Annotated in this window: 12 protein-coding genes and 1 pseudogene; 5 read left to right on the top strand and 8 right to left on the bottom strand. The window is 44.0% G+C overall.

The features are described from left to right. Window positions 1-15 precede the first annotated feature (15 nt). The 3 genes and pseudogenes from DMB88_RS28655 to DMB88_RS28645 form a co-directional block, all read right to left on the bottom strand. On the bottom strand, window positions 16-1,230 hold the full coding sequence (locus DMB88_RS28655) for an aminotransferase-like domain-containing protein (protein ID WP_128104014.1): 1,215 nt from the start codon (window positions 1,228-1,230) through the stop codon (window positions 16-18). 110 nt (window positions 1,231-1,340) lie between these two features. Next, a pseudogene (locus DMB88_RS28650) lies at window positions 1,341-2,122 on the bottom strand (ABC transporter permease). Then, entirely contained in the window at window positions 2,119-2,904 is a 786-nt protein-coding gene (locus tag DMB88_RS28645; RefSeq protein ID WP_128104013.1) for an ABC transporter ATP-binding protein, read from the bottom strand. Before DMB88_RS28645 ends, DMB88_RS28650 begins: the two are co-directional and overlap by 4 nt. 131 nt (window positions 2,905-3,035) lie before the next feature. On the opposite strand from DMB88_RS28645, the gene DMB88_RS28640 reads away from it, so the two are divergent. Further along, window positions 3,036-3,929: a LysR family transcriptional regulator gene (locus DMB88_RS28640; protein ID WP_128104012.1), complete on the top strand. Its 894-nt coding sequence runs from the start codon at window positions 3,036-3,038 to the stop codon at window positions 3,927-3,929. A gap of 152 nt (window positions 3,930-4,081) precedes the next feature. Here the strand turns inward: DMB88_RS28640 and DMB88_RS28635 are convergent, their stop codons facing one another. The 5 genes from DMB88_RS28635 to DMB88_RS28615 all read right to left on the bottom strand — a co-directional run bounded on the left by DMB88_RS28635 (window position 4,082) and on the right by DMB88_RS28615 (window position 11,553). Further along, on the bottom strand, window positions 4,082-5,632 hold the full coding sequence (locus tag DMB88_RS28635; RefSeq protein ID WP_368028382.1) for an ATP-binding cassette domain-containing protein: 1,551 nt from the start codon (window positions 5,630-5,632) through the stop codon (window positions 4,082-4,084). Between the two features lie 70 nt (window positions 5,633-5,702). Continuing rightward, window positions 5,703-7,445, bottom strand: coding sequence for an ABC transporter ATP-binding protein (locus tag DMB88_RS28630; RefSeq protein ID WP_128104010.1), 1,743 nt, complete (start codon window positions 7,443-7,445; stop codon window positions 5,703-5,705). Window positions 7,446-7,746: 301 nt separating this feature from the next. Next, entirely contained in the window at window positions 7,747-8,733 is a 987-nt protein-coding gene (locus DMB88_RS28625; RefSeq protein ID WP_254438384.1) for a substrate-binding domain-containing protein, read from the bottom strand. Between the two features lie 460 nt (window positions 8,734-9,193). After that, window positions 9,194-10,378: a glycoside hydrolase family 130 protein gene (locus DMB88_RS28620; protein ID WP_128104008.1), complete on the bottom strand. Its 1,185-nt coding sequence runs from the start codon at window positions 10,376-10,378 to the stop codon at window positions 9,194-9,196. A gap of 2 nt (window positions 10,379-10,380) precedes the next feature. After that, entirely contained in the window at window positions 10,381-11,553 is a 1,173-nt protein-coding gene (locus DMB88_RS28615) for an AGE family epimerase/isomerase (protein ID WP_128104654.1), read from the bottom strand. A 242-nt stretch (window positions 11,554-11,795) separates the two neighbouring features. Here DMB88_RS28615 and DMB88_RS28610 point away from each other — a divergent pair, with 242 nt between their 5' ends. The 4 genes from DMB88_RS28610 (at window position 11,796) to DMB88_RS28595 (ending at window position 16,256) form a co-directional block, all read left to right on the top strand. Beyond that, window positions 11,796-13,109, top strand: coding sequence for an ABC transporter substrate-binding protein (locus DMB88_RS28610; protein WP_128104007.1), 1,314 nt, complete (start codon window positions 11,796-11,798; stop codon window positions 13,107-13,109). A 338-nt stretch (window positions 13,110-13,447) separates the two neighbouring features. Continuing rightward, the gene (locus tag DMB88_RS28605; RefSeq protein ID WP_056703492.1) at window positions 13,448-14,335 is read left to right on the top strand and encodes a carbohydrate ABC transporter permease; all 888 of its coding nucleotides are present in this window, start codon (window positions 13,448-13,450) and stop codon (window positions 14,333-14,335) included. Between the two features lie 2 nt (window positions 14,336-14,337). Next, window positions 14,338-15,171 carry a carbohydrate ABC transporter permease gene (locus tag DMB88_RS28600; RefSeq protein WP_128104006.1) on the top strand — a complete coding sequence of 278 codons (834 nt, stop codon included), beginning with the start codon at window positions 14,338-14,340 and terminating at the stop codon, window positions 15,169-15,171. Window positions 15,172-15,218: 47 nt separating this feature from the next. Beyond that, window positions 15,219-16,256, top strand: a complete 1,038-nt coding sequence (locus tag DMB88_RS28595) for a glycoside hydrolase family 130 protein (protein ID WP_128104005.1) — start codon at window positions 15,219-15,221, stop codon at window positions 16,254-16,256. Window positions 16,257-16,284 lie beyond the last annotated feature (28 nt).

Raw genomic sequence — 16,284 nt, 5'->3', positions numbered from 1 at the left:
TCACTTCCGTTTTCATTAATAATGTTGTTGTGTACGATTCTTGTAATTCCGATAAGCTTCAGCAAACCGGATTACGCCTTGTTGGATATCTTCTGCGTTGCAGTAACTGAAGGAAAGTCTTGCGTGCTGCTCGCCTTCAGGTGTGACGAAGAACTGACTGCCTGGCAGGAAGCTGACACCCAGGTCTGCGGCATTCTTTACGAATTCCGATGTGCGTACATTCGTCGGAAAGGTCAACCAAATGAAGAAGCCTCCGTCTGGGACCTGGAATTGCACTTCATCACCGAATTGCTCGCGTAGTGTCGTGACCATGACATCGCGACTGGCACGGTAACGTGTAATCAGTTGATCGAGATGTTCATTGAAGGGCAGGTGGTTGAACAATTGGGCAACGATCTCTTGGGAGAAGACGCTGGCCTTGCTTCCTTGGAAAAATGAATTCATGTGACGAATAACCGTGGGGGAGCCGATGGCCCAGCCCAACCGTATACCTGGTGCGATGATTTTGGAGAAGGAGCTTAGATAGATAACCCGTTCCGGGCCAAAGCTGTAGATCGTTGGCAGGTGTTGCCCTTCGTACACGAGTTCAGCATATGCGTCATCCTCAAGAATGAAGAAATTGTATTCATATGCTAGTCGAGCCAAGTGCTCCCGACGCTCAATGGACAAGCTCACACCTCCCGGGTTATGGAAGTTGGGCATGCAGTAGAGTAATTTAGGCAATGGCTTCCCCTGTTGTACTGCTTCTTGCAGAGCAGCTTCTACCTGATCCACTTGAATTCCGTCTTCATCCAGTGGGAAGGAGGTGATGACAGCCTCGGCTGTCTTGAAGGTGCTGACTGCACCGAAATAGGTCGGGGCTTCTACCCAAACATGATCGCCCGGCTCAAGCAATGCTCTGGCTGCGAAATCAATGGCCTGCTGGGAGCCATAGGTAACGAGAACCTGTCCCTGCCCGGCATGGATCGAGCGTAGAGCAGCACGTTCAGTAATCCATTGTTGAACGCGGGTAGGGCCAAGAGAGCCAGCGTATTGAAGCGCATCTTGCCCTTCCTGAAGGATAGCTGCCGTGGCTGCAGCTTGCAGCTCAGCATAAGGAAAAGCTTCTGAGGAAGGGGTACCATAGGAAAGCGGAATGACGTCTGAACGAGTTGAAGCTTGTGCCGCCCCAACGGGAGGGGCATCTGGGACACGTTTAGGAAATTGAAATGGCTGTACATGGGATGTCATAAAGTAACCACCTTTGATCAGAAGATTAAGTTTGTTCGTTTGATAGTGCAGTTATAACTTTGGATTCAAGTTGTATTAACGAATGACGATATGAGAATTACTGAGCTTGATCAGCCTTTGTAGCTGTCTCTCCAGCCTAGTAGTCTGCTTTCCAGCAGACGAACGAGAGAGTCGGTTAGCTTGCCGACCGCTGCGAATATGAATATGCCTACAAAGACCACGCCTGTCCTCATGAAGGATCTTGCATCTTGAATGAGGTAACCGACACCTTCATCCGCCCCCATTAACTCGGCTACAACAAGACATAACCATGCGGTACTAAGGGAAAGGCGAAGTCCTAACAACACCTGCGGAAGAGCAGAAGGCAGAACCAGCTTGGTAATCTGACTGTACCGGTTGAACTCCAGCACTTTCGCAACATCGAATAATTTGGAATCTACATTACGAACACCGAGAAACGTATTTACATAGAGCGGGAAGAAGGCCCCATTGCAATCAGCAGCACTTTGGATAGTTCACCGAAGCCAAACCACAGAATAAACAGTGGTGTGATGGCAAGCAGTGGAACCGTCCGTAGCATTTGGATCGTCGGGTCAAGATACTCCTCAGCGCGTCGGAATAATCCAACGAATAGCCCAAGTCCCAGACCAAGTGATCCTCCAATCAGAAAGCCTAGTGCGGCGCGAACAATACTAACTCTTAGATGGTGCAGCAGTTCTCCGGATAAGAGTAAGTCCACAAAGTCCTTAGCAATGGACCAGGGTGAGGGAAAGAGGTGTTCCGATACCCAGCCCAGTTGGGAAGACAGTTGCCAGAAGGCCAGAATGAGTACAGGTAGAACGATGCTGCGGAACAGAATAACCTGTTTGCGCGATGACTTGTTGGTATTCATATCTCCCAGCTAGCCTCCTTACTGTTGCCCGGATTATGCTCAAGTGCTCTCAGCACCAAGGTGCGTAGCTCTTGAAATGAGGAGCTAAGTCGATTTCTAGGATAGGGCAGATCGACGGGCAAAATATGCTTGATTCTTCCAGGCTGTGCATCCATAACCACAATGCGGTTGGATAGGAATACGGCTTCATCGATATCATGTGTGACGAGCAGCATTGTGGTCTGATTGAGTTGCCAGATATCAAGCAATGCCTCCTGCATGTGTGTTCGAGTAAAGGCATCCAGTGCACCGAACGGCTCATCTAGCAATAGAACCTGCGGATTACGTAACAGTGTTCGGGCTATCGCTACACGTTGAGCCATTCCACCTGAAATCTGCTTAGGGTAGGCTCTTTCGAAGCCTTGGAGGCGAACCAGTTCAATCATGGCATTCACCTTTTGCCGTACATCCGCTTTGTTGAGAGATAGATCAGCAGCAATATTCTGTTCTACAGTTTGCCAGGGAAACAGCCGATGTTCCTGAAAGATAACGCCTTTATTCTGGCTCGGTCCTGTGATTGGTTCTCCGCTTAGCAGCAATGTTCCGGTATCACTAGATTCCAGGCCAGCTACAATTTTGAGCAGTGTGCTTTTGCCACAGCCACTTGGTCCAATGACCGTGATGAATTCACCAGGTTCAACATGGACGTTGATATGAGATAGGACAAGCTTGGGTTGTCCTTCGTGAATATACGATTTGCTGACATTCTGGATGTCCAGGGCTCCCGTTAATGACACGAGCATCACCTTCATTTCTCCGATGAGTTTAGTTGGTTAAAAAGTTAATCTTATTAACACATATAAAGCAGTATGATGTAAAATACGAAATATCTATGCTTGCATAAGTGACATTTATCACACTTGGAGGGGTGCCCGTGCGTCTGGAACAATTAAAATACATCATTGAGGTTGCTAATTGCGGTTCCATCACGGTAGCTGCCGATAAGCTACACGTCTCTCAGCCGAACATCAGCTATGCTATTTCTTCGCTTGAGAAGGAACTGGATGCCGTTATTTTTCACCGCACCAGAGCTGGTACGGAAACAACCGAGATCGGCCGCAGCATTATTGAACAAGCTCAGGAGATTATGAATCAGGTGGAAATTTTGAAGAACACCTCGCGTAATCATGGCTCATTGGTTGAGGGCACGCTCACCATTGGGGCGATCTCTGGAATCTGCACGAGTTTTCTGCCTAAGACTTTGTCTGCGGTTAAAACCAAGTATCCCAATGTAGATTTGGTTATTCATGAAGGGCATTCGGGAGAGATTGAAGAGGGGGTCATTCAGGGAAAGCTGGATATTGGATTAGTTGGTATTCCTGGCGATTATGAGTTCAAAAACCTTCATGCGCACCCATTCATGGTATGCAAAATACTGGCATGTGTTGGTGCGAGCTCACCGCTGGCCTCCAAGGATAAGGTGTCCTTTCATGATATCGTGCAATATCCAGTAGTTGCTTCGTCCGAGCATATGCGAAAAGAGTTGAAGAGATACGGAACGCCCAAGGAGTTGTTCCTCTCCAATCGTACTGAAGCAGCCAAATTGGTCATTGCTGAAGGGATTGCAACCTGTTTCTATCTGGATGTATCTCTGAAAACCGATCCATACGTCAAGACCGGTCAGATCATCCCGATTCCTGTGAAGGAGGATCCAGAAGTGCAGTTGTTCTGGCTACATTCTCGTAAGAAGCAAACGGTAGCCAGCGAAGCCTTTATTCAAGAATTTCTGAATCAGGTGAATCAGTTTAATCGTTTGAAGTTTTTTTGAAATAGAACTCCAAATTCTTTTCTATATGATGGGATGATTTCCGTGCACAAAGATACCCATAGGTTGAACCCGTTTAACAAAGAGGTGTCCAACTTATGGGTATTGATTATTATCGGTGCACGTACAAACCTGATTCATGACGTCATTACAGCCTAATTTAGGTCTTCTACCAATACAATATTCCTCTCATGTACTTCAAGAAGAATATCTGCCTTACTTTTGAAATTCATATCATTCGAGATAATAAATTTGGTCGCTTTCGTATTTCTTATCTTTTCGAAAATTTCATATCTATTGTTTTTATCAAGATAACTGAATGCATCGTCCAGCATGAGAAAATCCTTACCATGATGAACAGCTCTGGCGATGGCCACTCGCTGTCTTTGGCCTTCTGAAAGCATATTACCTGAGACTCCCAAATATTGTTCATCAGAAATGTTGAAAATACGATCTGTTTTTATGTTGGCCATATGAAGTGCTGGTTGAGCCTGATCCGCATTTTTAAGAAGAGTAATGTTATCGATTAGAGGTAGATTGAATAAATTATAACGTTGAGGTACGACCCCTATTTGATACTCTGATAAATTGTCCACAATTGTCCCATCCACAATGATTTGACCGCTATATGATGAGAAGCCTAAGAGAGCATTGATGAATGTGGATTTCCCCATCCCAGTTTCTCCAGAGATGACGACTAAAGAACCTTTTGGGATAACTAAATTGGGGAGGGGTTCATGATTACGATTCATTGCAAAGTTTCTAAGAATTAAATGTGAATGGTGCTCTATTGTGTTGTCTTGATAACCGACGTTTAGTTTGACAAAGGTACCTAGGTTACTGTTTTCAACCAAATGATCAACTTTATTCACAATATGCTCGGTTTGTTTATGTGAATTCAGTACGGCTGCAAATAAGTCTAGATAAGCAAACCCAAAGCCAATATAACTAATAAAGAGTGTAAGGTCACCAATGGAGAGCTCGCCACTTTTTAGATAACGAATAGACAGCATTAAGACGACAAAGATACTTAGGTAATTAACAAATGTAACCCCTGTAGTAATAGAGAAGGAGAACAGAGTTTGTTTCAACTGGGTGGATAAACTTTTCTTACCCAACCATTTCAATCGATTACTCAGTAAATTCTCTTGATCCAGATACTTATACGTATCCCTATTGGACATAACGTCATGTACAAATTGTTGATAGTTAAGAGCGGCCGTACGATTATCTGCAAACTTATCTTTCCATTTGTTTCTGACAAAATAAATGCCGATATTAAACAAGACAAGCGGAAGGATCGAATACAATGTTAATCTCCAATTAATCGTCCACATGATCATTAAAGCTACGATAAAAAATATGATTTTATTTACCAATTCAAGTATGCTGCATAACTTGTATTCAACTAATTTGAAATCGCTATTAGTTATTGTTAATGCGGTTGAGGCAGTCACATCTGCTTTATTTTCGTTAAGTAAAATTCTATTGATGAAAGAGACCACCATAGTTTTGCTTGCTCGAAAACGAATCTTGGTTTCAAGTAAGCCCAGTCGGTAGAATAAGAAATTTTGAAGCACAATGAGAAGTAAAATGCCTAATAATAGTAATGACAAAGACTTGAAATGATTATTATTTAATTGGTCAAATACAATTTTGATAACCCAACCGAGTAATAGAGGAATCAGACTGCTAACTAACCCAATATAAAAGTAATTGTGTATTGCTTAGGCGTGATTAAAAGAAGCGACTTATTAATAGAATCCTTTGTACTACTCATGCTTCTCCCCCTGACAAATGCAAACCATACCGTTGTCTATCAAGTCTATCTAATACAGTGTGTGCTTTATCGTTCCCAATGACCTTCCCTTTTTCCATAACAATGATATTGTTGCAATTTCTCAGCCGCTCAACGTTATGTGAAATCATAATTAAAGTTGTATTCTCACTGATTTCCTTCAGAATATCAAAGAAATAATATTCGATTTTCTTATCAATATTAGATAACGCCTCATCGAAGATGATTAGTTTTTTTGGTTTGAAAACCAACCTAAAAAGATAAATTAACTGTTTTTCGCCTACTGATAATTCCTGTAAATCTATTTTTTTGTGTAGCAATTCATTTTGCTCAAACGGCTTAAAATAAGGGCTTATTTGCTTGAATTGATACTTTTCTATGAAGTGCAGTACCTGGTGATCTGAGATCCCATCATCAAATAAAGTGAGATTATCTTTTAATGAACCTTCAAATAACTTATCGTTAATACTCATCAGACAAATATGTCTTTGGATCTCTGTCAAACTTAATTCATTGATATCAACGCCAGAGATATACACACTATGATTAGGACAAGGTAGTTGCTTAGTTAGCAACAAACTTAGCGTACTTTTCCCGCTGCCAGAGACACCGATAATACCCAGAGATTCACCAGCCTCAAGAGTGAAGTTAATATCTTCTAGTACGGACTTGTCGTCTTCGTAGGAAAACCTTAACTGCTTCACAGTTACACTTACTAATCCATCAGGCAAATGTTGATTCCCTTGAGCTACACTGCTTTGATACTCCAAAATATCAGTCAACCTACTCATAGCTTGCTTTACTAGTAGATAATTATTGATATGATACTGGATGGTCTCAAGAGGTTGCTTCAGTTGTTGACTGTAGTTGTACACCAAATATACGGTACCTAGAGAAATAACCCCAAAGAAGTAGAGTGTCCCACCTAATCCCAAAGCTAATACATTGGTTAATGAAATGAAAAATAGAGAAATAATCCAAATCGTATAAATATACTTTTGCGAAGCTAATTTGTAAGGAAATAATTCGTCCATAGAAGACGCGAGCTTCGATGTAAAAGCGTTAACTCCTTTCATGACCTTGATTTCTTTTCTTGCTAATACAATTTCATTGATTAGGCTTGAAATCTCAGATTCAACAGCTCTCTCTTTGCCTAACACATTGCTTTTTTTATTTTGTGTTTTATAAATAACAAAGGCTGCAAAACTAAAGTAAGTGATAAAGAACAGGCCTAGAACTAAGCTTTCATTAACAACTACGATCACAATCGCAAGCATAGTTACCGCATCTATAATTGTGGGCAATAATGTTCTGGTAATAAAATAATTAATTTCTGAAATGTCTGTTGAGAGGTAATCCATTATTTTGCCAACACCGTATTTTTGTTCAAAAGCTTTGTCGTAATGTTTCATTCTATTAAGGCATGTAATACGAATTTCTTCGCAAATGTTCCAGGTTACTCTATTAGAGTAATAAGCATTTAGTAATTTTAATACATAGTTAAAAAAAGTAATGACCAAAAAACTAATGGCTAACTGGAAAAGCTGCAAAACCTCTGCGCTGGTTGTAGCATTGTCTATAAATCTTTGAATAATAATTGGAGTGAGTGTTTCACAAGCACCAATAATGATGAGTAAGAGAAGCAATACACATAAATGTAATTTGTTCTGTTTTAACAAGCTTCTGAACCAATGGGGTAGAAAAACTATTTTTTTCACCACTATCCTTGTGCTCCTTCTCTTTATGTAAATTCAGGATCTGCTATGTTCTCTCTAATAAGATTGAAGTATGTAATAAAATATTAAATTTAAAATAAAAACCAATATATACTATTATTGTTAATATGAGATGTATGTACCTAATCTAGACTTGATACAATGATTAGTCAATGTGAAATTTAGAATATTTCCATTCCCAAGTACAAATCAAAGGTATCTATGCGCGTTAATTAAGATAATATGTGAACGAACCAAGCAAAAAAAAGTGCTCCCAGCCACTATGGCCGGAAGCACTTATTATCTTTTATATCGAAGTTGGCGATTGAATCTCCAGAGTTTCAGGCGCAGCACTAACGGAATCCCGATAGATGATGTTGCCCTTCACATGCACGCGGCCGAAATTGCGGTTCGGGTTGTCGACCTTCTTCAGCATCGATTGAACAGCGGTACGTGCCATCTGTTCTACATCGACCTCAACTGTTGTGAGTTTAGGTTCGGAGAGCAGGGCATAGATATCGTTATCGAATCCAACAACAGAGCATTGCTGAGGCACCTGAATACCCATCGATGTTAGCTTCTGAACAAGCAGATGAGCGACCTGATCACAGTTACAGACAAACGCCGTAGGCAGCGAATCAGGCAGATCTATTTCAATGAACGTTCCGCGTTCGTCCCGATCATTCAGGATGAGCTCAGGGTTCATTGGCATGCGATGCTCCAAGAGTGATTTGTAATACCCGAGGAAGCGATCTTGGATACTGCTGGTTGAGTATAGGTTGCCCACATAAGCAATACTGCGGTGTCCTTGTTGTACGAGAACATTCGTAAGTTCGTAAGCAGCATAGAAGTTATCGGTTACAACAGAATCGATATCGGAATGCTCATCGTAGAAGTCGAGGAACATTTTGGGGACATCCATCGAGCGCACCAGTTCAATGTACTCTTTGCTGATCTGACCGAGCACGATGAAGCCATCGACCTTATTGTCACTGTACAGCTTGGGCAACGTTAATCCTTCTTCATCCTCTTCATTAAGAATGTGCAGAATACCGTAGTAGCCCTGATCCTCTAAGTGTCTTGTAATGCGTTGGAACACGCGTACATAGAACGATTGCGTAGGTCCGGTAAAACGTTCAGGGATGATAACCCCGATATTATGAGTTAGGCCTTCCTTCATGGAGCGGGCAGTGGCATTATACCGATAGCCCATCTCTACGGCAAGCACTTTAATCTTTTCTTTTAATTCGTCACTGACACCATCTTTATCATTCAACGCTTTCGAGACGGTCACACTGCTGACCCCGAGCCTGTCGGCGATATCCCGCATGGTGATATTGTTCTTCAGCTTTGGTCGCCTCCTTCAAGCTGGTCTAAGTACAATGTGCTGTCATTATGAGGTTTCACTCTTTTAAACATAATAACAATCCATACTAGAGGTAGTTCAAAAAGTCCGCTTTTGATTACGAAGGATGCCTGGCGGCATCTCAGCGTCGAAGATGGAATTCAGCCGAAATGTCCGTTGCTCACGTAGCTCCATCTACGCTCCGCTACTCCATTTCTAGCTTTATCCCATCTTCTCGGTACTAAAAACCGACCTTGTTGAACACGCACTAATAGTATACCCTGTTACTTCCTTCGAATAAAGCAATTCCGGCTGTTCTTTTACGATTTTTAGCATAAATTGAGTGCGATGAAGACGGTTGCACCCACATGAAGTTTATTACTTCTGTTGAAGTGCTGGAATCTGAAGCTTACTTTTGAACAACCTGTAGCAGCTTCTCATTCTGTTCGATCAGATTAGCACGCTGGATAGCACAGTCCAGTGAACGATATGGATCGGCAGGTGTGTTGAATGTGTAATCAACCAGTTGTTCCAGCGTTGTTGTTGCCACATGACAGCGGGTATCGCTGGACGCGTAATAGATAAAGACTTCGTTCTTCTCATTAACGACAGCACCATTGCAGAAAATAACATTGGATACATCACCCACACGCTCGTCATCATAAGGTGCGATGAAATGTCCGCCTGGCTTAGCGATAATCTTAGCTGGATCAGCTAAATCTGTGGCAAAAGTGTACAGCACATAACGTAAGCCAGCTGCTGTATTACGCACACCATGTGCAATATGAATCCAGCCACGATCTGTTTTGATTGGGGCAGGGCCCTGTCCGTTTTTGACTTCATATACGGTATGGTACTTACGCTCATCAATGATGGTCTCTTCATCGATAACGGGATTCAGGATGTCATCACACAGACCAAAGGCGATGCCGCCACCACTTCCTGTTGAGATAAATCCGTCCTGTGGACGCGTGTAAAAGGCGTATTTGCCCCCAACGAATTCGGGATGGAGCACAACATTTCGCTGCTGAGGGGAGTTCGTTGTAATGTTAGGCAGGCGTTCCCAGCTGACCAGATCATGGGTACGTACAAGCCCAGCTTGAGCGACTGCACTGGAAGTGTCAAATTCAGGGGCATCTGGGTCTTTGCGTTCTGAACAATAGATACCGTAAATCCATCCATCCTCATGCTGAACGAGTCGCATATCGTACTGATTGGTCTCATCCTTATCGATATCTTCCCAGACTAACGGCTTACCTGTAAACCGAAACCCATCAATCCCGTTATCACTTTCAGCGAGAGCGAAAATTGATTTGCGATCAAGCCCTTCTGTCCGAATCACCATAACGTATTTGCCATTGAAGTAGATGGCTCCCGGATTCAGTGTTGCATTGATGCCCAGTCGCTCCATGAAATGTGGATTGGTCGTTTCATTCAGATCAAATCTCCAGTGCAAAGGCACATGATGGCGGGTGATTACGGGGTACAGGTACCGATCATATACGCCGTTGTAGAAGGAAGAATCGATCTCATTAGAACGTGACAGAAGCTGCTCCTGTTTCTCCAATAGCTCATTGTATTTCGGGTGTATCATGCTTATCCCATCCTCTCAATTAGTTCAATGCAAAATCGGCTGTTGTGATACGGGCATTTCCAAGGCCCGGCAACCTCGTGCTGATCGGGTGTACCGTTTCCATCAACCGACCAGTGCCATTCCCCACCTGTGCGATGGTCAACAATGTGTTCTTTGGTGTAGGCCCACAGCCGTTCGACTCTTTCTAGAAACTGTGGATCACCCGTGCGTTGATATGCGTTATAGAATCCAACCATGGCTTCGGCTTGAACCCACCAGATTCGCGTTTCATCGACATGCTCGCCCTCTTGTTCATTCATCAGTGATCCATCCGCTTGCACAGCGATGTTGGAGATATTGTAAGCGATATCTGTAACCATCGCGGCATACGCGGGATGTTGTTCAAGTCCCAGCACATTCAGGGCATCGTCAATCAGCCAGCTTGCTTCGATGTCGTGTCCGAACGAGCGTAGGTCAATGATGGATTCCCACTTTTTGTTGAAAAATACCCCGAGAAACTTCGTGTTCTGGTCATATACACGTTCATACAGAATAGCGAGCAGGCGCTCCAATGCCGCCTTCACCTGTGCATCCGGCCACACCCTGTAGAGGGTGGTATAGGCTTCTAACACATGGATATGTGTATTCATCGTATAATCCGCAATGACCCCGTTTTCGCTTAACATTTCATTCGGTTGTTCGTTCCAGAATCGATCGAATTGTTCCTTGTAGGCAGGTATATCCGAGTGCAATCCCTTCGTCTCAATCAGAGCAAAAAGCGTTTTCGCAAGTTCCAGTGCTGAATCATCTCCGGTGGCCCGGTAGTACTCACTTAATGCGTATACACCAAACGATTGCGTATAGACATGTTTACTCGTATCCAGTGGATTTCCTACAGCATCAACCATCCAGTACATCCCGCCATACTCCGGATCGATCACATGGTCTGCGAGAAAACGATAAGCATGTTCGGCGTGCTCACGCCAGATGTCTTGCCCGGTTACGCGGTAGGCTGCTGCAAACGACCAGAGCTGCCGTGCTGTAGCAATCCCGCCCTTTGGTGCCTGGCGATCCACTTGAAGATCATTACCGACCCAACCGTAGAACCCACCGTTCGTTGTATCCTTCAGATTAGACCAGAAAGGTAAAATCTTCTTCTCCCAATGCTCCGTTATTTCGGATTGAAGCTGAATCATATTTACAGTCATTCAGAGCGCTCCTTCAGTAGCATGCAAAATATAAAAAAATGAATAAATTAAGTTATCGTTAACTTTATAGGTTAATATTAGTGCGCTGAAATTTCCTTGTCAACGGATTCAGACTTAAATTTTTATAAAAGATATGAAATAAATCAATTGACAGGTAAGCGTTACCATAATAGAATCGAACTTGTAACCTTAACGATAACTTAACAGATTCATGAAAGGGGTCGAAACAATTGAGAAAAAACAAAGGCTGGATGATGCTGCTAACGATGCTGCTCATTACTTCGCTGCTTGCTGCATGTTCATCGGGAGGTGGATCTTCGCAAGCGGGAGAGGAAATTAGTACTGATCCTGCAGACATCAAGGGCGAAATCACCGTTCTGACGCAACGTACAGATATTGTTGATACCGTATTCAAAGATTACGCAGCCGAGTTCAATAAGGAGTATCCGGATGTGAAAGTGAATTTTCAGGCTCTGGCGGATTATGAGGGACAAGTGAAAATTCGTATGAGCACCAAGGATTACGGTGACGTGCTGATGATTCCGACGAGTGTTCCTATCGCCGATATCCCGGACTTTTTTGAACCGCTCGGTACTTACGATGAATTGAAAGATAAATACACAGCGATCGAAGAGCGCATGGTGGATGGTCAAGTGTATGGTATTCCTACAGTCATCACATTCTCCGGCATCATTTATAACAAACAAGTGTTCAAGGATGCAGGTATCGCTGAAGTACCTAAGACGCCTGAGCAATTCCAGGCAGCGCTTCAATTGGTGAAAGACAACACAGATGCGATTCCACTATATACGAACTATGCTTCTGGCTGGGCGCTGACACAATGGGAAGCTGATCTGCCAACCGTTGCAGGCAGCATTGATTACGTTAACGTGGATCAACCGAATACAGATGATAACTTTGTTCCAGGACAGCCGCACTATGAATTGTACAAAGTGCTGTATGATGCAGCCAAGAACGGTCTGATCGAGAAAGATCCAACCACGACAGACTGGGAAAGCTCCAAAGCAGACTTGGCTAATGGCAAAATCGCAACGATGGCGCTGGGTTCATGGGCAATTACACAGATTCAAGGGTTGACAGATAAGCCAGACGATATCGGCTTCTTGCCTTTCCCTACGAATGCTAGTGATGTCATTGTTCCGTTGTCAGCCGATTACAACATCGGCATGAACGTGAACAGCGAGAACAAACCTGCTGCCAAAGCATGGATTGACTGGTTCCTTGAGAAGTCCAATTATGCAGTTGAACAAGGTGGAGGTATGAGTGCAGACAAGAGCGCTGAACTGCCACCAATCTTGGATCAATACAAAGATGTACAGTTCTCTACGCTGACTCCTGCCAAAGAGGGTCAAGAAGGCCTGATGGACAAAATCGACAACGAGGGTGAAATCGGTCTCTGGCAGCCTGACTTCAAGAAACGCATTATCGAAGCAGCCATCGGCAACCGTAGTGAATCGTATGACGACATCATGAAAGACCTCAATGACAAGTGGGTAAAAGCACGTGCAGAAGTCGCGCAATAAAGTCCGCTTTTGATTACGAAGGATGCCTTGCGGCATCTCAGCGTCGAATATGGGATTCAGCCGAAATGTCCGTTGCTCACGTAGCTTAATCTACGCTCCGCTACTCCATTTCTATCTTCATCCCATCTTGTCGGTACTGAAAACCGCCCTTTTTGAACGCGCACTTAGACGGAGGCAAGTGTATTGAACAGCAGATGTACTGCGGGGAGTATACGGTTAAGGATTGGCACCGAGAAACTTGAAGGTTGTTTTTCTATAAACCGCTCCCCGCAGTTATTCCGCATATTATAGAGAGTTTTTGATACAAAGCGGTAGAACCGCTTGGAGGTGTGGAGAGCATGAAATACTTGAAGTTATCCAACTGGGGCTACTCAGCGCAACGCATATTTATTATATGTGCCTTCTCGATCATTCCGCTGGCACTGTTGTTCACGTTTGCCTACTTGCCTGTTATCAACATGTTCAAATACAGCTTTACCGACTGGAATGGATACAGCAAACGGTTCGACTACGTTGGATTCGAGAACTATACCCGAATTTTCAAAGACCCCGAGTACTTTAAAGTATTTATTGTCAGCCTGTACTATTTCGTAGCCACGTTTGTACAGATGGGTCTGGCGCTTTATTTTGCAACGATACTAAGTTTCAAGGTCCGTGGTAAAAACTTTTTCAAAGGCATTTTATTTTTCCCTTACTTATTAAATGGTGTTGCGATCGGATTCATCTTCCTGTTCTTCTTCAAACCGGACGGTACACTCGATACCATCATGCAAGCCGTTGGACTTGGACAATACACCCAGCTATGGCTCGGTAATCCGAACATCATTAACGTATCTCTCGCAGGTGCATCCGTATGGAGGTACATGGGATTTAACTTTATTATTTTCCTAGGTGCCATCTCTTCCATCCCGAAAGATGTATACGAAGCATCGGATATTGACGGTGCCAACCGTTGGCAACAGTTCCGCCATATTATCCTGCCGAGTATTACTCGCATCCTGCAGCTCAATCTGATTTTGGCGATTAGCGGCGCAATCAGTGCGTTCGATATTCCATATATTATGACGGACGGTTCCAACGGCAGTATGACCTTTGTCATTCAGACAGTTCATCTGGCCTTTAAGTACGGCAAACTGGGACTCGCATCAGCCATGGCCGTTGTGCTGCTTCTGATCGTTATTCTCGTTACGCTCGTTCAGCGTGTCACCATGAAAGGAGATGAATAAACGTGCACCAAGTCAAATACACACTTGCAAGCATCGTTAAGTATGCTTCGCTAATTCTCGCAGCGTTTATTGCGCTTCTGCCCATCGTGGTGATCCTGTTTGCATCCCTCAAGACCAATGCTGAATATGCGACTACCAGCCCGCTTACACCGCCAGCCGACTGGCTGAACTTTGCCAACTATTCCAGAGCGTTTGTGGACGGCAATATGCTCGTTGGTTTCAAAAATACAATTATTATCCTTCTCATCTCGATTGTGGGTGCAACCTTAACCGGTTCCATGATTGCGTATGTACTGGATCGATTCAAATTTAAGGGCAAAAAAATTATGGTTGCTGCATTCTTGCTGGCTACCCTGATCCCAAGCGTAACGACACAAGTCGCCACGTTCCAGATCATTAACGCCCTCGACCTGTTCAATACACGCTGGGCAGCCATTGTGATGTATCTGGGTACAGATATCATTGCCGTATACATCTTCCTGCAATTCCTGGGCTCCATCTCCAGTGCGCTGGATGAGTCCGCCATGCTGGACGGCGCTTCGTATCTCACCATTTATTGGAGAATTATTCTACCGCTTCTGAAACCGGCTATTGTCACGGTTATTATCGTCAAAGGCGTGAACATCTACAATGACTTCTATACACCGTTCTTGTACATGCCGAAGGACAGTTTGCAAGTTATATCCACCGCCTTGTTCAAGTTCAAGGGACCCTTCGGATCACAGTGGGAGGTTATTAGCGCCGGTATTATGATCGCCATTGTTCCAACCATGATCATCTTCCTGATGCTCCAGAAATACATCTACAACGGCTTCGCGCAAGGTTCCGTGAAATAAAAATCGTGAATGAATGCTGAAATAAAATCCGAAGGGAGAAATGAAAAATGACAGTTGCTGAAACGAAAAAGGTACACATTGTTGGGGATGCTTTGCCCAATATGCCGTGGGAAGATAAACCGGAGGGACTGGATGCACCGGTGTGGAGACACTCCGCGAATCCCGTTGTGCCACGTAATCCGGTGAAGGGTGTTGCCCGTATTTTTAACAGCGCCGTTGTTCCTTACGAAGGTAAGTTCATCGGTGTATTCCGCGCAGAAACGATTAATGGTCGTCCGCACCTGCATATGGGCTCAAGTGAGGACGGGTTATCCTGGACGATTGAAGAGCAGCGCATTGCTTTTGTAGATGAACAAGGCGAACCATTCATGCCGAACTATGCGTATGATCCACGTCTGGTGAAGGTAGAAGATACGTATTACATCATCTGGTGTACAGATTTCTACGGCGCTGCACTGGGACTGGCAAAGACAGACGATTTCAAAACCTTTGTACGTCTGGAAAATCCGATGCTGCCGTTCAACCGCAATGGTGTATTGTTCCCGCGTAAAATCAACGATAACTATGTGATGCTGTCCAGACCAAGTGACAGTGGACATACGCCGTTCGGCGATATTTTCCTAAGCGAAAGCCCTGATCTCGTATATTGGGGCAAACATCGTCACGTCATGAGCAAAGGCGGCCAAGGTTGGTGGCAATCTGTCAAAATTGGTGGCGGACCTGCACCGATCGAGACGTCTGAAGGCTGGCTGATGTTCTACCATGGTGTAACGGGAACTTGCAATGGTTTTGTATATAGCATGGGTGCGGTTATTCTCGATCTGGATGAGCCGTCCAAAGTTAAATATCGTTCATCTAACTTCGTATTAACGCCAGAGCAATGGTATGAGGAGCAAGGTTTTGTTGATAACGTGGTCTTCCCGTGCGCAACATTGCATGATGCCGAGACTGGACGCATCGCGATCTATTATGGCGCAGCCGATACCTATGTTGGCGTAGCTTACACAACTGTCGATGAGATTGTGAATTATGTGATTGAGACGGATGAAGTTATCGCTGGAGATCGTGAGGAAGGCAAGCTGTAATTGATATGAAAGGGGCTTTACCTTAGCA

Origin of the sequence: Paenibacillus sp. DCT19 (assembly GCF_003268635.1) — a bacterium.
Classification (GTDB): Bacteria; Bacillota; Bacilli; order Paenibacillales; family Paenibacillaceae; genus Paenibacillus.
The sequence above is the reverse complement of the archived record's forward strand: the minus strand, read 5'-3'. Positions and strand labels throughout refer to the sequence as shown.